Source organism: Roseovarius sp. EC-HK134 (assembly GCF_902498815.1).
GTDB lineage: Bacteria > Pseudomonadota > Alphaproteobacteria > Rhodobacterales > Rhodobacteraceae > Roseovarius > Roseovarius mucosus_A.
In genome coordinates, this window is sequence record NZ_LR701544.1 from 2304842 (window position 1) to 2328771 (window position 23930).

The 23930-nt window shown below is 57.8% G+C and carries 13 protein-coding genes; 7 read left to right on the forward strand and 6 right to left on the reverse strand.

What is annotated here, in order from left to right; all coding sequences use genetic code 11:
• Window position 1: 1 nt before the first annotated feature.
• Window positions 2–904 carry a glycosyltransferase family A protein gene (locus GC127_RS15075; protein ID WP_199861267.1) on the reverse strand — a complete coding sequence of 301 codons (903 nt, stop codon included), beginning with the start codon at window positions 902–904 and terminating at the stop codon, window positions 2–4.
• Window positions 905–947: 43 nt separating this feature from the next.
• Here GC127_RS15075 and GC127_RS15080 point away from each other — a divergent pair, with 43 nt between their 5' ends.
• Window positions 948–2108: a cytochrome P450 gene (locus GC127_RS15080; RefSeq protein WP_199861268.1), complete on the forward strand. Its 1161-nt coding sequence runs from the start codon at window positions 948–950 to the stop codon at window positions 2106–2108.
• Window positions 2109–2174: 66 nt separating this feature from the next.
• Here GC127_RS15080 and GC127_RS15085 read toward each other — a convergent pair whose 3' ends face one another.
• The gene (locus GC127_RS15085; RefSeq protein WP_151978881.1) at window positions 2175–5165 is read right to left on the reverse strand and encodes a glycosyltransferase; all 2991 of its coding nucleotides are present in this window, start codon (window positions 5163–5165) and stop codon (window positions 2175–2177) included.
• Window positions 5166–5346: 181 nt separating this feature from the next.
• Here GC127_RS15085 and GC127_RS15090 point away from each other — a divergent pair, with 181 nt between their 5' ends.
• Window positions 5347–8259, forward strand: coding sequence for a polysaccharide pyruvyl transferase family protein (locus GC127_RS15090; protein ID WP_151978882.1), 2913 nt, complete (start codon window positions 5347–5349; stop codon window positions 8257–8259).
• A gap of 95 nt (window positions 8260–8354) precedes the next feature.
• Window positions 8355–9107, forward strand: coding sequence for a class I SAM-dependent methyltransferase (locus tag GC127_RS15095; RefSeq protein ID WP_151978883.1), 753 nt, complete (start codon window positions 8355–8357; stop codon window positions 9105–9107).
• Window positions 9108–9212: 105 nt separating this feature from the next.
• On the opposite strand, the gene GC127_RS15100 is transcribed toward GC127_RS15095, so the two are convergent.
• The 3 genes from GC127_RS15100 to GC127_RS15110 all read right to left on the reverse strand — a co-directional run bounded on the left by GC127_RS15100 (window position 9213) and on the right by GC127_RS15110 (window position 14110).
• The gene (locus GC127_RS15100; protein ID WP_151978884.1) at window positions 9213–10085 is read right to left on the reverse strand and encodes a WcbI family polysaccharide biosynthesis putative acetyltransferase; all 873 of its coding nucleotides are present in this window, start codon (window positions 10083–10085) and stop codon (window positions 9213–9215) included.
• The gene (locus GC127_RS15105) at window positions 10082–10807 is read right to left on the reverse strand and encodes a sulfotransferase family 2 domain-containing protein (RefSeq protein WP_151978885.1); all 726 of its coding nucleotides are present in this window, start codon (window positions 10805–10807) and stop codon (window positions 10082–10084) included. Before GC127_RS15105 ends, GC127_RS15100 begins: the two co-directional genes overlap by 4 nt.
• A 72-nt stretch (window positions 10808–10879) precedes the next feature.
• Complete coding sequence (locus GC127_RS15110; protein WP_151978886.1) at window positions 10880–14110, reverse strand: glycosyltransferase; 3231 nt, start codon at window positions 14108–14110, stop codon at window positions 10880–10882.
• Between the two features lie 325 nt (window positions 14111–14435).
• Here GC127_RS15110 and GC127_RS15115 point away from each other — a divergent pair, with 325 nt between their 5' ends.
• The 4 genes from GC127_RS15115 to GC127_RS15130 all read left to right on the forward strand — a co-directional run bounded on the left by GC127_RS15115 (window position 14436) and on the right by GC127_RS15130 (window position 21226).
• Entirely contained in the window at window positions 14436–15755 is a 1320-nt protein-coding gene (locus GC127_RS15115; protein ID WP_151978887.1) for a glycosyltransferase, read from the forward strand.
• Window positions 15752–16972: a glycosyltransferase gene (locus GC127_RS15120; RefSeq protein WP_199861269.1), complete on the forward strand. Its 1221-nt coding sequence runs from the start codon at window positions 15752–15754 to the stop codon at window positions 16970–16972. Before GC127_RS15115 ends, GC127_RS15120 begins: the two co-directional genes overlap by 4 nt.
• Before the next feature lie 420 nt (window positions 16973–17392).
• Window positions 17393–18259, forward strand: a complete 867-nt coding sequence (locus GC127_RS15125) for a Hint domain-containing protein (protein ID WP_151978889.1) — start codon at window positions 17393–17395, stop codon at window positions 18257–18259.
• Between the two features lie 507 nt (window positions 18260–18766).
• Complete coding sequence (locus tag GC127_RS15130) at window positions 18767–21226, forward strand: tetratricopeptide repeat protein (protein ID WP_151978890.1); 2460 nt, start codon at window positions 18767–18769, stop codon at window positions 21224–21226.
• 305 nt (window positions 21227–21531) lie between these two features.
• Here the strand turns inward: GC127_RS15130 and GC127_RS15135 are convergent, their stop codons facing one another.
• Entirely contained in the window at window positions 21532–23859 is a 2328-nt protein-coding gene (locus tag GC127_RS15135) for a Tex family protein (protein ID WP_151978891.1), read from the reverse strand.
• Window positions 23860–23930 lie beyond the last annotated feature (71 nt).

Here is a 23930-nt window from a genome sequence, read left to right on the forward strand (position 1 = left end):
ATCAGACTTTGGACGAACCATAGTCCATCGTGGCGGTTGTGGCGTCGTAAACCCAACCGCGCGCGCGCTGCTTGCGCGGGGGATGGCCGCGCAGGGCGACGTAGGCGCGTGTGGCCTTTTTGACCATCTCAACCGCCCGCATCTCGTCCGAGGTCGACGTGCCGCCGTGAAACTGGTGAAAGGTAGCCACGCCCGACATGCGGATGAACTGGGTGCCCGGGTGTCTTAGGGCGCGGTCGAGCATATCCGGATTGCACATCCCACCGCCGGCCTCGACAAAGGCAGGGTCATAGCCGTTCAACGCAGCCCAGGTATCGCGATGCAGGAACAAGGCGTTTGATTCCAGCATGGGCGCTGTTGGCGAGGGCTCTTCCGGCCAAGACACGGCGAACAGATCGGCCGAGGGTTCTGGCCAGCCAGCCACCGCAAGCAGCGCATCTTCTGCTGTGCGATCATATCCTTGTAGCGCGGCGGTGGCTTGGCGGTCTGATCCGAATTGCCGATTGGGGATGGCGATGACCGGCGCCTGATGGGCCTTGGCGGCACGGGCGACACTGGCCAGTAGATTAGGCGAGGCCATGCGAGCGCCGTCGATCCAGGCACCGATGATCTGCCCACGCGCAAGCGCAAGCGCCTCATTCATGGCACCCACGGGCGAGGGCGCGGGGAGGCGGGCCGCGAGGATGCGCGGCGCGGGCTTCATCTTGGGGGAGAGGGGAAGACGGTCTGAGCCGTTGTCGACAACGATGATCTCCCAAGTCAAGTCATCTGCCCCCTGCTGAAAGGCACGGGACAAAGACCAAAGGGTGCGCGGCAGTTCCCGCTCCATGTTCCAGCAGGTGATGGCTATGGAGATGTCTGGGGTCGATAAATCTGTCACTTTGGCCGGGAAAACTTTACTCATATCCTTGATCGATTCCCCTGCCCCATCTTGTCCAGAGCTTTTCATGCCCTCACCTGTCCCCCCAACGCAAGATGCTCCGCGGTTGGCCGCCCCGCCTGCGCTGGACCCTAACGCCGATCCGTTGCGGGTTGGGCTGCCAAAACAGCGCGGATATGGGCAGTGGATCGTCTCGCGGATGTGCGATGTGCGGACCGTTCTGACCGATCCAACCACGACGGTGGATATGCTGACCCCCAAGGCGATGGCGCGGTTTATGTCGCAACAGGGGGTTACACTTGAGCAAACGATGGAAATCGTAAGGATCGTGGCGCGCGCACATCGGGTTCCCAACGACGCAGAAAGACGTGATGCCATTGCAATCACGCGGCTTTTTCAAGGCACGCTTCAAGATCTGGACATGGCGTCCGCGCTTGGGGCTATTGCCTCAGCCGAAGGCCGCACGGTCGATGTGATGGCGGACATCTTGCGCCCCATGCTTGGCGCATGGCGGGCAACGGCGGTGGCCATCGACCCCGAGTTGGGTCAGAGGGTCGAAGACGGGTTGCTGGCGATGATGATTGCGGTCGAGCAGCACGCGCCGAATGATTTTGCACCGATAGAACCGCTGGCGGTCGCGGTGATGCAAGACCTGACGCTTTTGGCGAAAACACGCGGCAAGGCCCACGAGATGCCGGTCACGCATTGGATTTCGCCTGCGTTTCTGGCGCTCTTGCCGATTGCCTACACAAGCGTGGCGATGCTGGCCCATCTGGCAGAGACCCCAGAGCTTCAGGAGACATTGCGCGCGCGGCCCGAGCTGCGCCCCGGCTATATCCGAGAGGTGGAGCGGCTGATGAATTCAGTCCGATATGGCATACGGCAAATTGGGGCGACGGGGCTGAACCTTGGCGATGCCTGGCTACCGCCGCGCAGTCTTGTGGTGCTGGATTTTTCCGCTGCGAACCGGGACCCTGCACTCTGGCAAGAGCCTGACACCTGCCTGTTGGATCGGCCCCGTCAACCAACGGCCACGTTTTCTCTTGGCCCACTGGCGTGTGTTGGGGGGCAGGCAAGTCGTCAGTTCCTGTCTCTGCTTCTGGATGCGGTGATGCAACGTGTTCGAGTGTCTCTACCGCAGCCCGGAGCCGAGCCTGATCGGCTAGTAACGCAGTGGTCGATTACACGGGGATACCGCCTGTGTCGGCTCTGCCTGTCGACCCGATGAAAGCGGCTAAAGCCGTTTATTTTTCACAGATTAGCATTCTGTGCCGCCCCGGTTTGAGCAACCGCTTTACACGGATCCAGACATCTTGGAGCGAAGGCGTTGGTCAACCTCTGACCAGATTGTGTCCATGCGGTTTTGCCAAGACAGGGATGCTCTCAGATCGGTGGGCAAGAACCGCCGCCCCTGTTTTGCCACCCGGACCAACGCCGCCTCGATTGCGGTCACAAAGCCATCGGCACCTTCTGCGATGGTCAGATCGTCGCGCAGATCATCGAGATTGGCAATGTCCGTCGCGACAACAGGCAAGCCAAGCGCCCGATAGACATAGACCTTGAGCGGATTCATCCGATCCGACAGATCCGAGCGCTCGTGCGGAACAATTGCCACGTCGAAACCCGCAATGCAGGCCCGTGCCTGATCGTAAGGGCGAATGCCAAGCAGATGAACATTCGGCAAGGCGGTCATCCGTTCCCGGTGTGCAGGGCGGGACAGCTTGCCGATCAGAACGATCTGCCACTGCGGTCTTGCCTGCGCCAGTGCCTCGACCAACTCAAAATCAAAGCGGTCGTCCATATTGCCGCAATAGCCGATCACCGGGCCACCCAGACGGGTGATTTCGGGGGCGGCCACGGGCATTTCGGCGCGCATGTCGATGCCATTGGGCACGAGCAGAGGCGCAAGCGACTCTTGTTTCAGGGCCTCTTGCATGGCAGCGCAGTTCGTGATCGCGACATCCACGGTCTGCGCCATGAAGCGATAGTTTTGTTCAATTTTCCGGCGCCGCTGCTCGGACATCGGCCAGCAGCGTTGGTCGTCGATATAATCACCGATGACAAAAGGAAAACGGAGCCGTTGCTGAACCTGTTCGAAGCCCTGAACCACCGGACAGACCCACGCAATACAATTGTTGCGCATGTCGAGATCGTCCATCCAAGCTTCGACCGCGTTTGGGAAGCTTTCATGGCTGTGAACCGGGCGGCCCAGCATGGTCTGACCCGGAGTTCCGATTAAAAAGCTGCGACGATGAATATTGCCCTCGTCGGCCAAACCCGTCATCCGGGCCAAAGTGGTCGCGGCGATGATCGGCCCTTCGGCGTTGACGGGCGCACGCATCGGGTTTGTGTGAACCCGGAGGTCCGTCACAGGAAAGGGAGCGTCGATGTGCAGAATACGCCCGACTTCCGGCCTGAGCGAGAGTTCGTGCAACAGCATGTCTTGTCGACGACCATAAAGACCTGAATCATTCTGTTTCCAGAAGAAAACCACGTTGATCGGTTGGTCAGGGTCCACCAGAGGCGCAGGCGCGGTTGCATGGGCCAGCCATGGTGCAGTGAGAGTGCCAATATCTGACGAGAGCACCCCAGGCATTTCGCGGCGCAGAAACGACAACAGGCCGGGCATGTCCGGGTAGACGCGCGGCGGGGCCGCATGCGCCGCCGCAATCGCCTGCAACGCTCTCGGACGGTTCGCCTCATAGGACATCTCGTTGGCAAAGAACGGGTGTGCGTGACCTGATTGCCGATCAGCCGCAAGCGCGGCCTCAAGGCGATGGACCAGAATGTCGCCCTTGCGGATCGCCATGGCGGCGCCCGAGGCGATCACATCGGCAACGGGGCCTGCCTCGGTCACAAGAACCGGGGTCCCGACGGCAATGGCGTCAGTCAGCTTGGCAGGTGTCTGGCTTTGGGTGATCGGGCTATCGTGATCCTGCAAGAGCACCACCACATCCGCCACGGCATTTAGGTCCAGCACGCGCGAGAAGGGTTGCGCACCAATCCGGCGCAGTTTGAGGCCTGGTATGGCGGAGAGTTCGCGTTCCATGTCCGGGTCTGCCACCGAACCAACGATGCAGAGTTCCACATCCGGGCGGTTCAAGGCGACAACAGCATGTGCCAGTTCAACAAGGCCCTTGTGCCTCCGGGGGGTTCCAAGGAACAACACCACCCGATCCGAGGGCGTATAGCCAAGCTCCGAGCGCGTGGCGTCTCGACGTGCCATGGCGTTTTGCGCGGCGATTTGAGAGCGGCCGTGGCGAACCAATGTGGCGGTATTGCGGGACGCAAGGACCGGGTTGCAAGAGGTGACGGCATCAACAAATGGCAGAATGCCCATCCCAAGTTCTGTCCAGGTTCGACCATGCGGGCGATCCCAATCTTGCGGATTGAACTCTGCTAGGAAACTGTTGAAATCGCGTGGCGCAGACCCTTTGACAAAAGCCAATTCATCATCGTCTAGGTCGCAAATAATGCGGGCACCAAGGATTTCCCGGTATAGCAGGCCGATGAGAAGCCCCGGAAAGCGGGGTTTCGACACCCAGACCGTTGCTGCGGGCCAGGTCTTGACCAGCTTCAGGGCACCTTCGAGGAAGTGGCGAAAATGAGGAGCGCGCCAGCCTGCGATCGGCACGCGGCGATCTGCTTCGGCCAGTGGCGACCATAGGGCATCCCCATAGGTGGGGAAGAGGGGCCCAGCCATGGCGGTGGGCCGGGTGTCGCAGATGGTTTCGGCCATGGTGATGCCGCGCCCGGCAACATTATGGCCAAGGTCCCATGACACGACGAGAACCCGGTCTTGTGGAGCGGCCTCGAGAAAGGTCGACGGGCCGGACGCTGGCCATATTTCGATCTCGACCGGCGCATTCCAGCTAAACTCACGGGCGTGCTCGGCCACGGCCTCATCCAAGCGCGTCTTGATCGCTGCCTTATCGGGCATCCGGGTCTGTGCCTCGCGGTAGAGCGCGATTGCACGGGCATAATCAAGCCGCGCCATGGCCAGATCACCTTCGACCATGGGGGTCCACTGAAAATCCGGAAAGCGCTCGCGCAGAACACTCAGATACGCTTGCGCCTTGTCCAACTGCCCCATGCGGGTCGAGAGCCCTGCAAGACGGATCAGCACAGTGCTGTGCGGTGGATGGAGTTGGGCGGCAGTTTCAAAGACGGCCATCGCCTCGGCAAAGCGTTCCGCCTTGAACAGCGCCTCTGCGTCCTGAACCAGTGTCGCCAGCCGGGGGGCGGATTGGTGGTCAAATCCCACATTTGCAATGTGGTCAGTCATCTAAGGCAGGGCTCCTGTCGCATTTGGACGAGTTGAACCCACACTAAGACGCATCTGTGTCCGGGCCCCGCTCTTGCCAACACACTGATGTTCCGGCAAAAGAATGGCAAGTCGAATATCCGGATGCCGCCCAGAAGCCTGAGCGCACGCCGCGCCCGGTCGCGCCACTTGGAGGTGGAAAATGCCCAAAGAGCGCCCGCTTCGTCTTGCGATTTTTGGCACGTTTGATGTCGAGAACTATGGTGACCTGCTGTTCCCTTTGATCGCCAAGCAGCGTCTTGGGCCTTTGGGTGTCGAAGTGGTAGCAATCTCTCCAACCGCCCATGCGACCCGCTACCGCGATGCCGTCTTGCCTCTCTCCTACCCGGAGTTTGTCCGAGATGTCGACCGCTTCGATGCCGTCCTGATCGGGGGCGGGAACATTGTGCATACCAAGGATTTCGAGTTGCCGGATTATTCGGCGACAGCCTATGCCGCGTTGTGGATCGGCGCCACCGCGCAGGCGGTGCGGCAGGGGTTGCCCGTCATTTGGAACGGGCCAGGCGTGTTGCAGCAGAGGGTGGACCGGCAGGCGCCTGAGTGGTTGCAGCGGACGGTGGATGCTGCAGACCGCTTTGTGGTGCGCGACAACGATAGTGCCAAAGGACTGGAATTGTGGTCAGGTCGAAGGCCGTCTGTGATCCCCGACACGGCCCTGGACCTTGCGCGCCTGTGGCCGCTTGCGTTGGTGAAAGACAGGTTCCGCGATATCCGCGCCAGACTTGGGATACCTGACGAGAAGAGGGTTGTGGCGCTCCACGTCAAGGCGCGCAGTCTGGCAGGTGTCGACATCCCGAGCTTTGCAAACGCCCTTGAGGGCGCGCTGCGCAGGACAGGCACGGTTGCGGTACTGGTCGCGCTCGGAAGATGCCACGGTGACCACGCGATTGCGGAGGAGATCCGCCGGCTGAAGCCTGATTGCACCTTTTCCATCACCGATACCGAGCATCTGATTGATATGGCGGCGGTCATCGCGGGCTCCGACGCCTATCTCGGCAGTTCGCTGCATGGCCATATCACCGCTGCAGCTTACGGGGTGGCATCAAAGCTCGTGGCGGTGCCCCTGCTCCACAAGTTTATGGGGCAAGCCGTACAAATGAACCGCGCGCAGGATGTTGTCACCAATTGGGCCGAGGCGCTCGCCTCTCTGCCCAGCCTCTTGGCGAGTGATCCGCCGTGCTTGCCGGATGCCATTGCCGTGCAGCTTGATTCTCATTGGCAAGATGTGGCCAAACTCCTAACCTCTGGGCGCAAACATGTCCGATGTAAGGACGTCTTCTCTGGTGCTGACCCGGACGCCGCACTCGTTCGCGCGATCCGCAAGGAAAACATGCAGGCACTCGGCAGAGCTTCGAGATCAAACCCGACCACGACACCCCCGGCGAAAAAAGGAAACTTCATGACCGAGACTTCGCAGACCCAATGGGACAGCGCCGCCGTCAATCAAATGATCTTGGGGGGAGATCTGGACGAGGCCTCTCGGCAGATTGATGCCATCCTCGACCAACAGCCTGATTTTCTGCCCGCGCGACTGGCAGAGGTGCGATATGCGCTGGCCAAGGGCGATGCGGCGCAGGCGGTCACGCTTGCATCTGCTCTCTCAGAGGCACGACCCGAGAATCCTTGGGTCCTGATGTCTCATCTGCAAAGCCTCTATAAGGCTGCACAGCATGATGCGGCCTGCACGCTCTTTCTGACCCGGTTGGCAGAGATCGAGATTGACGAGCCGATGATGACCACAGCGCTGAATACGCTCTTGGGCTCTGTGCCGCAAAAAAAACAGGTCACGTTTCTGAAATCGGTTCTTGACTTGAAACCTGAGAGTTCCGTGGTGCAACTTCGGCTTGCGATGCGTGCCCATGTCAGCGGGGATACAGCCCTGACCATCGACATGCTCGAAAGGGCGGAACGCGCCGGGCCGCTTCCAGCCTATGCCGCACGCATTAAAAGCCAGGTATTGCCACTCGTCGGCACGATGGATGCGGCGACCGACGCGGTGTTGTCGCTTTGGGAGGCGGGCGCGGAGGATGTTGAAACGCTCTGCCGTCTGTGTCGGTTTGCGGCGGCGGCAGGCCGCTTTGATCTGTCGCTCACGGTGTTGCGGCGGACGCTCGACCTGCATCCGCTCGAGTGGCGGTCTTTGTATCGGCTCAACCGGATTTTCCTCGATCATTCCGAGGATCGCGCGATTTTTGAGACCCTAGCGCAGATCGACGCCACGGCGCAGACCGGTGCCAACTGGCGATTGCAGTTTGCGTTGTTCAGCTTGCGCGTGGGTCAGGACGAGCATGGCCGGGCCGTGCTGGCAAGTTTGACGGATCATCCCTCCACCGGGCCGACAGCACGCAGCCTGTTGGCCGCTATATCAGTGCTCGGCTCGGCGGTTCCGCGTCCAGAAGTGACGCAGGATGCGGATGTTCGCATTGTCAAGAAAGCTGGCGCGCGCGGCACAATCCTTGTCTTTGGGGGGTTCCTCGGGGGGCTAAGCCACCTGAGTGATCGGCATCTCGACCTTCTTTTATCCGAGATCCCCGCAAATGTGATCTACCTGCGCGATCCATATGGACGGGTCTATTTGAACGGACTCCCTGAATTTGGTCAGACCGAAGCTGCGATGCAGTCTGGTTTGGCCCGACGTGTGGCAGAGCTTGGCGGCGGAAAGGTTTTGACCATCGGGGGGTCAGCGGCGGGATATGCTGCGCTTCGCACCGGGTTGGCGATCGGTGCAGATGAGGTGATTTCACTGGCTGGCTTTGTGACACCGGCTCTGGCGGACCATGATGAACTGCCACATGTCCAGCAGGGGTTGGTGGAGCTGTTCAGCGGCGATCTGCAATCCTATGATCTTCGGGGCGCTCTGAAAGCAAAACCCGAAACCAAACTGGTTCAGATCATTGGCGGCGATTACGCGCCAGATGTTGCTCGCGCGCAGGCCTTGGCGGGTCTTGGGAACGCTCAGGTCGAGATCCTTGCAGGGGTCGACACGCATCACGTCGCCCTGCCCGTGATTGCGGACGGGACGCTTAAGCGTCGCTTGCAAGAGTTCTTTTCGTGATCCCTCTCTGGCGTTGCCGGGGTCTTGCCTGATAGGCTTTGGACCAGTTCAACGCCCTTTACCTCTGACACCATGAATTCAAGGACCAGCCCCAGATGCACGCAGCGCGCACGGATTTGAACGCATATCTCCAGACTGGCATTCACAAGGTCGATGGGTGGTGTATCCCCCAACTGTGGCAAAGCATATGGCCGCTGAGACAGGCCATCGGCGCCGGTCCGATTGCAGAGATTGGTGTGTTCGAGGGCAAGTTCTTTATCGGCCTTGCAAAATGCTTTGCCGAGAACCGCCACGATTCTGTAGCAATCGACGTCTTTGACCTCCAGCAATTCAATCTGGACGGGGCTGGGGTTGGCAAACGCGACAAGCTGATTGAGAATTGCGCAGCGCATGGCGTTGAGAGTGTTGTCCTGCGACGCGCGGACTCTCTCACGCTCAGGCACAGCGATGCGCAAGAGATCATGGCGAAATCAGGCAAGATCAAGTTCTTTAGCGTAGATGGGTGCCACGAAGTCCTTCATACGACGCGCGACATCGAATTCGCCATGAGCGTGACCTGCGATGACGGGATCATCGCAGTGGATGACTATACCAACCCCAATTGGCCGGGGGTGAGTGAGGCGGTGGCAAAGATGTACCTCATCCGAGAGTTCCAGTACGTGCCGCTGATCGTTACATGCAACAAGCTGCTCTTGTGCTCTGCATCATTCCACCGGGATTTTTTGAAGGTGGTTCAAGAGTATGTCACCGCCAATCACAAATCGACACGCATGAAGCGGGTCAAGCGTTTCGGATACGAGACCCTGACCGTTCAGCCAAATCTCGGGACATGGGAAGATTTGGTGTGAGGGCGGGAAGTGTCGCGGTAATGGGTGCGCGCAGTCAACTAAACGGCGGGACATGCTGAATCGTATCTAGGAAGTTTGGATGCAGAGTTTCCTAGGTTTTTTCGGTCATTCGAGGTCGCCAGCAAACTGCGGAGTCAATCGGATGGACTCCATATCTCTGTACAGGGGATTGTGATCATAGACCTCAAAAAAGGCAGCTTGCAGTTCATCTGGGCTGTAAAGTCGCTCAGTGCCGAGCGCTGTAACCGTTCCCTCATCACCCAGTGTAAAGTCGTTCCCTCTATAGGTCGCCAGACATTCGTTACCCCAGTGGGATGGGACCAAATACCGGTCTAGATACTCTGCCGTGCCATCAGGCAGATAGGCCAAGTTTTGATGCGCCATAAAGCGGTTACAAAGTTCGTTCAGAACACGACGACTCGGATGATTGAACGTAAAGAAAAGGCGCTCTGTTCTTGCATGCTCTGCAATGAAGTCGGAGATCATTATATCGCAGTCAGCCTCTCTCGTCATCAGATCGGCGATAGAACGGTCCGCGACTGTTCTGGAAAACGTGCTTTCATCGGGTTGCCAAGGTTGCTTTATCAATCCCCGCGAATACAGCCAGCGAGAGAAAATGCGCAAGTCGTGGAGCGCTTCGATTGGGCCCACCAGACGGCTGGCCGTGGCAATATGGGTCATGTAACGAATGAAAGGCTGCTGCCCCGAAAAGAATACGTTCGGCCAGATCAATACGTTCGAATGGCTTTGGCGTAATACCGATGATCTGAGGTGCGGCACAGGAAAACTATCGTTTGTGTTCTGCGCAAGGACAATATCCGCCTCAGAAATCCGAAAGAGATGAGCCTCTTTCTCTGTAGTCTTTGCAAGCTGTAGGATGATAGGAGGAAGACATTCAAAATGCCCCGTAGCCTCAAGCAGCGTAGCGACGGGGCGTGCTTGACAATTTCCGGTCACGAGCAGTTTTAGCTTCGTCATGGGGCCGCCATTGGTGGCACAATCGGAGCGACAGATGAGAGGTCCGACAAAAGCGCTAAGTCATCCGCATTGTACTGCTTCAAGAGTTCATTGAGGTCGCTTTGCTCTTGCGTGGCGGATGTCGCATCTGAGCGGTTGCTATGAACTTCCTCCCACCTGAAATTTGGGAAGGTGTCGGATATCTCGGCTGTCAGTCGGGCAACGGCACCGCTGAAATCTGCCACAAGCCCTACGATAGTGATGCGCTCTAGCGCCTGTTTTGCCCGCTCCAGCTCAGACCCCTTGCCTGGGACAAGCGCAGCCAGTCGATAAGTCTGAAAGTTTCGGCACTGTCTGTCTTGCTTGAGAGAAAGCCGCACCTTTACATAGCCTTCGAGGTCTGTGTGCTTTGCGAGAACCGCCCCAAAGGTTTCCGCCACCTGCGTTCTCTCGAAACGGTATGCGGATTTGATACGGTCTATTGGGTCACGCAACAGGACCATGGAGACAATTCGGACGCCTTCGACCTGCGGCGGCGGCCCCATCATTGTGTGCGACGAAAAAGCCACCGCTTCGGGGTTATCGCGAATCCAGGATTCGACCTCTGGCGTGTTGCCATGTCGGGAGGGCGACGCTGAAAACTCTCGCGTGACCCAAGCAGGGCCGAAATTGCCCTTCAATATCTGATCTAGCGAGGTGCCAGCGTTCTTGAAAAGGTGGTGGTGCAGGATGACAGTGCGCATGCGGCTATCACGTCTTTCTTTGTGGGTTTCTTGCGAACATTAGCGCACCTTCCGAGGGCAAAGTCTGATGTTTCATTTTGCAACGATCCCCGGCAGGAACATATCCGCAGCTTCGAAGGCTTCATGCATGGCGTGGCGGCCACGGGTGAACGAATAATTCTCTGCAACATAGGACCGCGCGGCCTCGGACATCCGGAGCCAGAGCGCATCGTCCTCGTTCAAGCGAGAGATTGCCGAAATCCATTCGGCGGGGGTACGGGCGATGAAACATTCCTGACCGTCGCGCAACCCTATGCCTTCTGCTGCGACGGGGGAGAGGACACAAGGGATTCCATGCGCCAAGGCATCAATGACCTTGCCCTTGATCCCTGCACCAGAGCGCAGCGGCGCCAGAAAGATGCGATGCGGGTTATAGGCATCGGCGACCTGCGGCACGAAGCCAACAGGCAAGATTGTCCGGCTTGCAAGAGCGGCGATGTCAGAGGGCATGCCGGAGCCATAAATCGAGAACATGGGAGCGTCCTGCTGTGTGGATAGGTGTGACATGACTTCCCGGACGAACCAGTGCACCCCCTCAACATTCGGATGATGCCGGAAACTGCCCAGAAAGGACATTCCCCTGCGCTCTGAGAGCGGCGGAACGGCGGCGGGTATATCAACGACCCAAGGGGTGCGCACAACCGTTGCGCGGCCTTCGCTATAGGCCTCGATCACAGCATGTTCCAATTCGTTGTAGCTCAGCACCACATCGACCTGGTTGATGATGGCCAATTCTTCGTCCCGAGTTTTCCGCGCAATTTGCAAGCGGTTCTCGTCATTCTCGGCGCGCGCTGCACGTATCTCGCGCAGAAAGTGGAGGTCGGCGTTGTTGAAGAGAATCTTGGCCTCTGGCGCGTAGTTGCGCAGGTGGCCCAGAACATCCTGAGCGACATAGAACCTTGTGACATAAAAGGCGTCGAAATCTGCGGCGTGCCGGGACAGATACTCTTGCACGCTCAGGAAAAACGGGGCGTAGATCATCTCGACCCCGAGCTTCTGGAGGTCTTCGGTATATGTGCCCAGATGCGCCAGATTTGTCGGCAGGAAGCTGACCTTGTAGCCCAGCGACTGCACCAGCCTGATTTCTTGCAGCGCAGCATAAGAGCCCGCATCCTGATCGGGACGCGGTGTGGTATAGTCGACAAAAAGCACGCGCCCCTTGATGCCACGATCCTTCTCCAGGTCGGGGTTCTGTCCCTCGCGGCCAAACTGAGCATAGGCCTCGATCCAACGGCGTTTGAACTTGGGTCGGTTGATCTCTTGATAGCGTTTGAAGCCTGAGCTGACGTCGGTGCCCGAAGTCATCCCCTCGTAATGATAGATGACAGAAGACGGAACGAACCAGGTCGAATAGCCCGCCTCGCGGACCTTGAATGCGAAATCCGTATCCTCGAAATACATCGGTTCGAGGTATGAGGAGAGCCCGCCCACCGCTTTCCAGACGGATTTCGGCACCATCATCGCGGCACCAGACAGGTAATCCGCCTGTCGAGCATAACAAAAGCGCGGCTCTTCCGGGTTCTGGCGGTTGCCATAGTTCCACGGATTGCCCGTGCCCCAGATGATGCCACCGGCATCCTGCAAACGCCCGTCCGGATAAAGCAATTTGGACCCGGCCAGACCCACATTATCAAAGCGTTCGAAGGCGGCAAGAAGTTCATCCAGCCAACCGGTCGTCACCTCAACATCGTTGTTGAGCAAGACGATATACTCCCCACGGGCCTGATCGGCCCCGGCATTACAGGCGCGGATAAAGCGCTGCGGCTCGGGATTGTGGAGGACGGTAATCCCGCTGACGACAGTCTCGAGCGTAGCGGTCTCATCGGTTGATCCGTCATCCACCACGATGACTTCAAAGCTGGCCTCATTGGGCGCGATAAGCAGCGAGCAGAGCGCGAGATACGTCACCTCGACCTTGTTGTGAGCCGGGATAACAATGGACACTTTCGGTGTGGCCACTTCTGGGAATGCCAGAGGCTTGAGCGTGACACAGTCATAGCCCGCCTCAACCGTGTCGAGCGCATGGATGATCTGGGCGAAATCAGTCTCTGGCGTGACCGTCTCGAAGAGTTTGCGAAGACTGGCAAAGCGGCGCGGTGTCTGCGCAAAAATAGACGATGGAAACGGTGCGCGGCTTTCGCGCTGCAACACATCCGCCGGGGTCAGAATTGATGGAACTAGGGTCAGTGTTTCAAAGAGCCGCACCGTTCCAGACAGATCACGTATGCTGATGTGATGCGTTGCACCGTCTAAATATTTATCCGCCAAACGAAAAGGCGTCTGTCCCGGCCCCACCGAGAGCTGACCTTGGGGTGAGCCATCAATGTACAAGCTGAGAAGAGCGGCATCCGAGCTTTCAATTTGCAGCGTGTGCCCCTGCCTGTCATCCACGCTGATTTTTGGGCTCATTGGGATTGTTCTGACATCGGTCTTGCCACCATATCGCAAATGGATGTCGTCATTGGGCATCAGATAGGCTGGCAGATCAGCCCGAAGCCAAACACCATCGCAGGGAATCTCGGTGCCCACGAGCATCATGGGGCTAAGAAATGAATCCTCTGGTTTGCTCTGGTTGCCGACATGCACATCCGCCAGAAAGACGAAGGGCTCGATCCCTGATCCATCATCGACATATTCTTCATGATGGACCGCAAGACTCACTTCCATTGGCCCGACACTTTTAGGCAGGGGCAGGCTGACCTGCTGATACCCCTGAGAGTGACGCCCACCAAGAAAACTGGGCGCAAATGCTACCTTGCAGGTCCTAATTTCCCGCGTCGCAGAATCTGAAAACGTAACGTGCAGCATAGCCTTGCTGCGATGAGACGCGATATGCGCCCGTAAGAACAAATCCGAAGTATCCCCTTTTATGACGATGGGATGATCAATTTTGATCCGACAGGGGGCGTTGCGATCAACAAGCATGATCTGAATGGTCTGCGTGCCGGACAGGGCCCAGTCCGCAAGTTCATTGATCCAGACCGCGTAGGTGTCGCCTGGCACCTTTTCTGCGGGTTCCGACCAAATGCTGTTCTTCAAATCCCGGGAGTCTAGACCGTTCAGGCGCGCCGCCCCGAAGGATGCCAATGCGTCCGGCGCACAGCCACGCATTTGGGCACTTGCAGAGCCAATGGCGATTTCCACAATGTCGCGCGGCATCTCGGTGAAGTTTGCAAAGACTTCGCCATTCGCCATCAGGAGAGTCTGCAAACCACCGATATCTGTGGTCTTGTCATTTTGTTGCGTGCTTTTTACGGTGGTCATCTCAAGTGCGCCTTAGGATTGTATTCATGCGGCCGACAACATACTGCTTGATAGGATCTCGACACTAAAAATCTTGGCACCAAAATTCTGGCTTGTAACCAGAAGAAAGGGCCGTCGCCCGCCTATGCAAGGTGGCTGGAGAGCGGTAAGAAAGGGCGACATTCTCATCATGTAATCGGTGTGTCACATTCCATTTGGAAACTCCACAACGGCCATCGTGCAAGATGCATGATTCTGTGTATGCGTGAAAATGTGAAGTTGAACGCAGTTGCCTAAGTACCGAGTAATCATAACCTAATTTGGACTAAGGCAGGAAAACTCTGATTTGGCGCAATTCGTCCGTCTGTCACTCTTGCGCCGCTTTATATCGGTAACGCGCGAATACGGTCTTGCCGAAGCGCTGAACCGATCGCGCTATTTTGCGGGGCTCTATCTACGCGGATCGGCACCGTCGTTGTTTGGCCGTCAGGCCCCTGCAGCGTTTGCCCCAAACACCTCATTTACTCCCGAGCGCCAGATGCAAACCATTTGGTCGGAACTGGCCCGTGGCGAGGGGTTTCATGCGCGCATCAACCAGAAGACGAGCCCGCGTATTGCGCTGATTGGTGATCTCAACCTGTCACAGTGCCGAAAATACCGCGTCGAGCAGCTTCAGGTGCTGTGGAAATCGCAGAATGTCGAGTTCGATTTTGCGCATTACGAAGACACCCCGAGGGCGCTGCGGCTTCTACAAAGGGCGACGCATTATTGCGAATACAGGCTGGAAGACACACCGTTGACGCAGATGTATCGCTATGAGGCACGCCGACTTGGCCTGCCGATTCTGTTCGACATCGACGATCCGCTGTTTTCGGTCGCAGCCTATGAGACCTATCAAAACATGGCGAACCTTGATCCGATGCTCAAGACACATTTTCTAACCGTCGCACCGCGCTATGCCGCCATGATGAATGGGGCCGATATCGTGACCGTCTCGACGCCCGGATTGGCCGATCTCGCACGGCTTTACACGCCTCGCCCGGTTTACGTCAGACGAAACTTTGCTGACCCCGACACTTTGCAAAACGGGGCTGCCGCAATTGCCGCGCTTGGTCCGGCTGATGGTCTGTTTCGCGTCGTCTTCGCCAGCGGATCCCAGGGCCACGAGGCGGATTTCGATCTGATTAAGACCGACGTTGCAGCCTTTGTGACCGCCGATCCCACGCGCCGCTTGACCATCCTTGGCCATTTTCAAACCGATAAGCTGCCTGCATCGCTTATGAAGCAAACCGAGCATCATCCGTTCTTGAGCTATGATGCCTACCTTACCAATCTGGCGCGGGCTGATGTCGCGGTGATGCCGCTTCAGGATGACCTGTTCAACAGATGCAAAAGCGGTGTGCGCGTGATTGATGCCGCAGCGGTGGGGCTGGCCTCCATCGTGAGCGCGGTTGGGGACCTGCCCACAATGATCGACCATGGGCGCACCGGATTTATCGCAAGCGGCCCCAGCGACTGGCGGCTTGCGTTGGAAGCTCTCGCGAATGACAGAGCTCGCGCCCGCGTCATGGGCATCGCAGCTCGCGAAACGCTTGAGACCCGATGGAGTGTGCAGGCGGAGCCCCACATTATCGCCCCTGCCCTGCTCGACTGGGTGAAGCCATGACAAAGCGTCCTCATATCCTGCTCGTGAATGTGTTCTTTGCCCCCTACACCTATGGCGGCGCGACCGTTGTCGCCGAACAAGTGGCCCGAGAACTGGTGAACGAAGACATCGCAAGGGTCAGTGTGATCTCGCTGATCAGCCGCCCAGAGTTGCAGCCCTATTCCGTTCTACGATCTCAGGTCATGGGGATCGACAATTACCTGATCAATGTGCCGCAGAACCGCACCTACAAGTATTTCTACGATAACCCCGAGATAGGGGGCGTAGTCAGCGATCTGATAGCCAATCTGTCACCTGACCTGATGCATGTGCATTGCATTCAGGAAATCGGGGTGGATATCCTGCGCGTCGCCAAACGCGCACAGGTGCCGATTGTGATTTCTGTGCATGACTATTGGTGGATATGCGAACGGCAATTCATGGTAAAACCCGATCAGGTGTATTGCGCGCAAGATCCCGTTCAGATCGACGCCTGCAAGGGCTGTGTCGCGGATCTTGGCGCAGCCAAGGCGCGGTTCCAGACGCTACAAGACGCGGCGTCTCTCGCGGATGTTGTCACCTATCCCAGCCATTTCGCCCGCACCCTCTGTGAAGCCTCAGGTTTGGCTCCGGGTCTTGGGGTGGTGTGGGAAAACGGTGTGCATATGCCACGCTCGGATTTTGCCGCCAAACAGGCCGCGCGACGCGCAGCAGACCCGCGGATCGTCTTTGGCTTTGTTGGGGGACCCTCGGCAATCAAAGGTTGGCTAAAAATCCGCGAGGCATTTAAAGACCTACCGCGCTCTGATTTCGGCGTGCGTCTGGTCGATGGCAGCCTTGATGGCAGTTGGTGGGCCGGGCAAAACCTGTCCAGGCTCCCGGGAGAGTGGCGGGTCGTTCCCCGGTATCATCACTCCGACATGGACGATTTCTATGCCGGGATCGACGTGTTGTTGTTCATGTCGCAGTGGAAAGAGACATTTGGCCTAACTATACGCGAAGCTCTGGCCCGAGGCATCAAGGTGATCCAGACTGACAGTGGTGGGACGGTCGAACATAATGCTGTTTCTCGAGAGCGCCTTATCGCCATTGGTGCAGGCCCCGGAGAATTACGCCGTCAAATCCTTGAAGCTCTTGATACCGGCACCTCGAGCGTAGCCGACCAACCTGTCAAAGTAACAAGCTTCTTGGAACAAGCCGTCTCGTTTCGCAAGATAATGGAGACCGTGATTAAGTAAGCCCCGTAATTGTATCATGGTCATGAATTACGCGCATCGCGGTTGCCCTTTTCAAAGGACCTCTGAAAAATCGGTCGGCCAATGAAAGTGGGTTTTTCGCGACCGTGAAGCATCTTGGTTCAAGAGGGCAAAGCCCGTATGATCCAGCGTGTTCCTCCCATGACATTGCATCGAACACAGGCTTGAAATACGGCGTGGTCGAAGAGGCACCTCAGCTCGCAATCTTGCGGCTCTCGTCCAAACTCAGGTCATAGTGGAAGCTTCTCCGCAAGACATCTCCCAATGCAAGCACTTGTTTTTATTCTGACTTTTCACTTCGCGCGTAAACTTATCTGTTAAGTTGCTGGACCCCCTGACGCAACCTGCTTATAGATGGGTGTAAAGTCGCGATATGCATTTAATCATCAAGGATAAACTGAAATGGGCTCATTTACGTCAACGCACTCCATTACGTACAGCAGCGGCTCGCCCTCAATTCAGAATGGAAATTTTACCATCACGGATGGCGATGCAGACACGACATTCGAAATCGGTGACACCTATTTTGAGCCAACCAATTCTCTGAATTATGAGTACCTCGGCACAATGGAGGTGGACGGCACGATCTGGCCGGTATTTGAGTTTTTGGAATTTCCGGGTTTCTTTGCTGTCTTTCTTGATCAGGAACCTGTTGTTGTCCCGCCTACTTTGGCACTGAATAGCGGTGAAACATTTGATCGGGCCTGCTTTGCCGAAGGTACGCGGATTGCGACGGCAAAGGGCGAAATCAATGTTGAGGATCTGGAAATCGGCACACAGGTCGTCAAGTCGGATGGCACCCTGACCCGGGTGATGTGGGTAGGAAAGCAGACGACGTCCACGCGCTTCGGGTCTGCCGCGCGCAATGACCTTATCCGTGTGGACCAAGGCGCGCTAGAGAACGGATTGCCGGTGCGCGACCTGACCTTGACCGCAGACCACGCTCTTTTCATCGATGGTTTGCTCGTAAACGCCGGTGCGATGGTCAATGGCTATTCCATCACGCAGGTTTCGTTGGCCGAGTTGGGCGACAGTCACTCGGTTTACCATGTCGAGACTGAGAACCATGACGTGATCTTGGCCGAGGGTCTGCCGGTAGAGACGTATATAGACTATGTCGGGAGGCAAGCCTTCGACAATTACCAAGAGTATGTATCGCTCTATGGCGACGCCCGCTCGATATCCGAGAACTCTACTCCTCGGATCACGACGTCTCGGTATTTGCCTGCTACACTTCGCAAACGTTTGGGCATCAAAGACGCCGCCTGATATTCAGCGTAATTTCACGCGTCAAAATGTTTAGGCCGCCGTTTTGCTGTCAGAGGTGGTTCGGTTGATCCACCTGCACCAGTTGGCGTGTCAGGCGATAGGACACTGGTCCAAATCGGATGAAACTTCTGTGACTGGGCATGGCTTGATCCTAGCCTTCGCTGATGCTTGCGATGATGTGGATCGAGCCACGCATGCCGGACGGTGCTGTTCTAGCGCTCGTCACAAGCGTTTGGCTGTGGCTGGCCGGGGTGGATGTGCTGGATCGTGATACCTTGGTTCTCGGTCTATTCTCTCGGGTTGTCTCTGATCTACGCGGGGCCATTTTCAACCCTGATTGTCCATCCTTGCCGAGGTTTCCGAAGATGCGGTTCGGACGTCAGATAGCCCGTTTGGCCGCTCGTAAGGAATCGACACTTATTTACGAGTATTGAACCACTTGGCGAATTGAGCGCTACTGACGGGGACCACGTGTAGAGTGAGACAGAAAAACGCAAAGGCACATGTATGACCAAGTGCGACCGTGACGATCATAGCGGCACTTTTGCTCAGACCCTGCGCAGTCTGGCGTTTCAACTTGAAGGCCAAACTGGTGACCAAGGTTGGCTTGCAGCCTTGCGCTTTGGCGTCGCGGGTGGTCTCGCCGAAGCTGGTGAGACCCACTTGGCCGAGTCTTTGTTCCGCCAGATCGTTGATGCAAATCCTCATCACCTCTGGGCGTGGGTCGGACTTGTTGAGATGACGCTTGCACGCGGAGAAGCGGACGCTGCTGCGGATATTGGGCACAAGGCCCTCGCAACCCTACCCCATGAGCCAATTTTATATCGGAAGACTGCTGAAGCACTCGACCTTGCACAGAGGTATGTTGAAGCCATTGGGATCATGACATCGAGGACTATCGAAGCGCCAGATGATCTTGCTTTCGTCATCTCGTTGCACCGAAAGGCGGCAAAATTAGAGGATGCGACATCTTTTTGCGAGCGACTTTTAGCACTTCGCCCGGATCACGACTTGGCACATCTCGCGCGGATCGAAATCGCATTGCAATCCGGCGATAACGCAGGTGCTGTCAGTTTTGCAAACGAAGCGCTGATGCATCATTCGGATCATCCCGAAATCGTTTTGCGTGCTGCGCAAGCATGCCGTGGTGCCGGAGATTACCAGCGCGCCATGCGCCTAGTAGAAAGCGCGCCTGAGGATACGCAGTTTGCTCCTTGGTTTTTACAACTGCGTGCCAACCTCGCCGAAGATCAAGGTGCCGTGGAAGACGCGCGGCTGCTGTGGTCTAAGCTAAAGAGCCTGAATTTGTCAGCATTCGATGTGTTGGCAGACGAAGCGATTGCACGTCTTGATGCCGTGCACGCGACACAGACGAAGGACGCTCAAGGTCTTGTTGCGCCAATATGCGAAGAGGAGCGCCATCTTGGCCTTGCTGCTCCAGAGTTCGACATCGACAGGTTTATGCTTCAGCTTGATGCGCCTCGGGCTCAAAATGGCCTCTCAGACGACGACGTGCTGCAGATCGTGGCCGGCTCGGATGACATCCCATGGTACCGGGCGCTGAAGATCGTGCGGCACATCTGGCTAAATCGCTCTTCAGACCTTGCAGAGCGCCTAAGCAAATCTTTTGCCTCCCGTTCATGGCCTATCACTGACCTGCATGCTTTTGCGATCGAGGATCAGCTCTTGCGCAACGGGCCGCGCGCTGCCCTGGACTGGGTTCGGAGCCATCCTGTAGCGCGCCGAGAGTCTGAGGCAGCAGAGCGTCTGGGGCGTGTTCTCGTCTCTGGAGGATCTGGCAAGCTGGCGGTTCGCTATCTCTGGGCTTGTTGCCGCCGCTGGCCCGCCGACCCCCAATTCTTGCGTCTTGCCACCCAAGCGCTGATTGCAACCGGTGCAGCTCACCGCGTTGCAGACCTTCTTGAGAAGGTTTGTTCGGGCGTCGATGAGGATTGGCGTTTAGCTTGTTACGTCTCCGCCGGGCTCTCCTTGGGGGAAATTGGTGAAACGCTGATGGCCTGTGAAACACAGGCGGCATCGGGGGCCGCACGAGCACCGGTTGTCGATATGATCGAGATGTCTCTTCTGGTATCCGATTTTAACACGGCAGAAGGCTACGTTGCCAAGCTGTCGAAAGACGCGGGCCGTTTGGAAGAAGCTCTGATTAGTCGGCCTCGCGCTACCCGTGTTGGCACGTTGTTGAACGAAGCCCGTATTCTAGCAGCGTCAGGCTGGGACGAAGGCGATCTGGGCAGTAACATGAGCGCGATTGCCGATTTTTTCCTTCCGGCGCGGGCCAAAGTAGCAAAACAGGCATTGGACGTTGAGCCCCCACAAGATGTTTGTATCCCTAAAGTGCCCGATCTGATCCATGCTATTTGGTTTGATATTCCCGAAACAAGTTCGGAACGAGAGCAGCTGTTGGATGCTTGGCGTCAGGTATCGCGGCGTCAGGTGGTTCTGCATGACATTCGCAACGCACAAAGTTGGCTACGGAAAAACGCCGGCTCTGATGCCGCCCGGGCTTTTGCGAAGGCTCCTGATCGTGAACAAAAGGCTGATCTTCTGATGCTGGGCGTTCTTTTGGTCGAGGGTGGTCTTACGCTGTCTGCGACGCAATGGCCAAGCAGAGATGTTGACCCGCTCATCGACCACACGGAAGAGGCAGGGTTTTTCATCGATGGTCGTGGGGCGGTTGTGACCGATCTGGTTATAGCAACGCCCGGCCATAGCGTTATCGAAACGGCCTTTGAAAAAGCAGTGGCCTCTTGCCTTGACCGAGAAAAGGATCATCGGTGGTTTAAAACCGGCCCCGGGCTATTGACGCGCGCTCTGGCTTTACACCTTTGTGATGAGGATTCAGAGGCTCGGGTGACACTGCGCGCGCTGTCTACGGTCCGACGGCTCGTGCACCCTTACCGCCCAGCGATACGTCCAAAAATCGACGGTGGCGCGCAGTATCCATGATCGCGCGCCGGTCTCTGGGATAGTCTGGTCAAGGCCATTGTCGCAACCACCCACATTTCGGCCTGACGCAGACAATGTCTTGATCTGAAGCGCCTTCAGTTTTGGTGTGGGTTTGGGCATTTGCTGCCCCCATCCTTACCACCAACAGCCGATCTATCAGCAGCATGGGAATACCCACATCTGCGACACTCAGGTCTCGCAAACTCGTACACAATTTATGAAAACAGACACATACGGAGCACGCCCCATGCGTCTGCCACTTACATTTAGGCAATGACCTTCCGCCACCCAATCCAAACCGAAGGTTAGGATTTGCCCCGCAGAGCTGCGCGAAGGGCATCGCCCAAGGCCCCTTGCGTGGCCTGCGGCTCAGATTTTGGTGGCCGCACCGGCGCGCTGGCAGGTTTGCCGGACTTCGCAGTTCTGGCCGCCACTGGCGCGTCCTTGGCGCGCGTCTCGGGCGCAGCGCCGTCTTTGCGCATGCTCAGGCCGATGCGTTTGCGCGCAACATCAACCTCTGTCACGCGCACCTTGACCACATCGCCCGCCTTGACCACCTCATGCGGGTCCTTGACGAACCGATCGGCCAATTGGCTGACATGCACCAGCCCGTCCTGATGCACGCCAATGTCGACAAACGCGCCAAAGGCCGCGACATTCGTCACTGTGCCCTCCATCAGCATACCGGGTTTGAGGTCTTTGATATCATCCACCCCATCGGCAAATCGCGCGGTGACAAAGCTTGGGCGCGGATCGCGGCCGGGTTTCTCCAGCTCTGTCAGAATGTCTCGGACCGTGGGCAGTCCGAATTTGTCATCCACGAAATCCTCGGCCCGCAGACCGTTTAGCGCCTCGGGCGTGCCCATGATGGCGCGAATGTCGCGGCCACAGGCCTGCACGATCCGGCGCGCCACGCCATAGGCCTCCGGGTGAACCGAGGTGGCATCCAGAGGTTCCGCACTATCCCGGATACGCAAGAACCCGGCGCATTGCTCGAACGCCTTAGGGCCCAGCCCCGCCACCTTGAGCAGTGCCTTGCGCGACGCAAATGCACCCTCAGCGTCACGATGCGCCACAATGGCCTGCGCCAAGGACGCCCCCAGCCCCGCCACGCGGGCAAGTAGCGGCGCCGACGCCATATTGAGATCAACACCAACCGCGTTCACCGCATCCTCGACCACGGCATCCAGCGCCTGCACCAGACGCCGCTGATCGACATCATGCTGATACTGTCCCACGCCGATGGATTGCGGCGTGATCTTGACCAGTTCGGCCAACGGATCCTGCAGCCGTCGCGCAATCGACACCGCACCGCGCAAGCTGACATCGAGCCCCGGAAATTCCTTGGCCGCCAGCTCCGAGGCGGAATAGACCGACGCCCCGGCCTCGGACACGATCACGCTCATCGGGCGCTTGGCCCCTTGCGGCAAGAGCTTTAGCGCCTCTGCCACCATACGCTCGGTTTCGCGGCTGGCAGTGCCATTGCCGATGGCGATCAATTCGACGCCATGTTTGCGTACCATCTCCAGCACAGCCACCTGCGCGCCGCGCAAATCGTTCTTGGGCTGGAATGGATAGAGCGTTGCAGTCTCGATCAGCTTGCCTGTGGCATCCACCACCGCAGCCTTGACACCAGTACGGATACCTGGATCCAGACCCAAGGTTGGGCGTGGTCCAGCCGGGGCGGCCAACAGCAAATCCTTGAGGTTGCGCGCAAACACGGTGATCGCCTCGTCATGGGCGCGGTTGCGCAATTCGCCCATCAGATCGACATACATCGACAGGCTCAGCTTGACCCGCCAGGTCCAAGCGGCAACGCTGCGCAGCCAGATATCACCGGGCGCGTTACCGGGAATGCCAATTGTCGCCTCGATCATACCCACGGCCCGCAGCGCGCCGGTGTCAGGATCGGGGGCAATATCGAGCGTCACAATCTCTTCCTTGGCGGCCCGCAGAATCGCCAAGGCGCGATGCGCGGGAATCTTTGCCCAAGGCTCTCGATGATCGAAGTAATCCGAGAACTTGGCCCCCGCCTCTTCCTTGCCCGGCAGCACACGAGCGCTGATTACCGCTTCTGCGCGCATGAACTCACGCAAACGGCCCAACAGCGTGGCATTCTCTGTCAATTCCTCGGCCAGAATGTCGCGTGCGCCTTCAAGCGCCTCTTTCACTGTCGCTACGCTCTCGCTCAGGTATCCTGCGGCCAAATCCTCGGGCACCGCAGACCGCTCAGCCAAAATCCTGCGCAAAAGTGGCTCTAACCCGTTCTCGCGTGCGATCATCGCCTTGGTGCGGCGCTTGGGCTTGAAGGGCAGATAGATATCCTCGAGCACCGCCTTGGTTTCGGCCCCGGCGATAGAGCGGGCCAGCGGCTCTGTCAGCTTGCCCTGATCCTTGATGGAATTCAGGATCGCCACACGCCGCGCCTCTAGCTCGCGCAGATACGTCAGTCGCTCAGCCAGATTGCGCAGTTGCGTATCATCAAGGCCACCCGTCACCTCTTTGCGGTAGCGCGCAACAAAGGGCACCGTCGCACCGCCATCAAGCAGCCCCACTGCGGCAACCACTTGATTTGGGCGCGCGTCGATTTCAGTGGCGATAATTCGGGCGATACGCTCGGCTGTGTCTGTCACTCTGGGCCCCCTCGGATGATCTGAGAGGTTTGTGATAAACGCAGATGGCGCCGAGGCCAAGGGGCCGCGCG

Bases quoted from the DNA above. Each gene is read 5' to 3' on its own strand.
- GC127_RS15075 (WP_199861267.1), bottom strand. From the start codon at position 904: ATGAGTAAAGTTTTCCCGGCCAAAGTGACAGATTTATCGACCCCAGAC.
- GC127_RS15080 (WP_199861268.1), top strand. From the start codon at position 948: ATGCCCTCACCTGTCCCCCCAACGCAAGATGCTCCGCGGTTGGCCGCC.
- GC127_RS15085 (WP_151978881.1), bottom strand. From the start codon at position 5,165: ATGACTGACCACATTGCAAATGTGGGATTTGACCACCAATCCGCCCCC.
- GC127_RS15090 (WP_151978882.1), top strand. From the start codon at position 5,347: ATGCCCAAAGAGCGCCCGCTTCGTCTTGCGATTTTTGGCACGTTTGAT.
- GC127_RS15095 (WP_151978883.1), top strand. From the start codon at position 8,355: ATGCACGCAGCGCGCACGGATTTGAACGCATATCTCCAGACTGGCATT.
- GC127_RS15100 (WP_151978884.1), bottom strand. From the start codon at position 10,085: ATGACGAAGCTAAAACTGCTCGTGACCGGAAATTGTCAAGCACGCCCC.
- GC127_RS15105 (WP_151978885.1), bottom strand. From the start codon at position 10,807: ATGCGCACTGTCATCCTGCACCACCACCTTTTCAAGAACGCTGGCACC.
- GC127_RS15110 (WP_151978886.1), bottom strand. From the start codon at position 14,110: ATGACCACCGTAAAAAGCACGCAACAAAATGACAAGACCACAGATATC.
- GC127_RS15120 (WP_199861269.1), top strand. From the start codon at position 15,752: ATGACAAAGCGTCCTCATATCCTGCTCGTGAATGTGTTCTTTGCCCCC.
- GC127_RS15125 (WP_151978889.1), top strand. From the start codon at position 17,393: ATGGGCTCATTTACGTCAACGCACTCCATTACGTACAGCAGCGGCTCG.
- GC127_RS15130 (WP_151978890.1), top strand. From the start codon at position 18,767: ATGACCAAGTGCGACCGTGACGATCATAGCGGCACTTTTGCTCAGACC.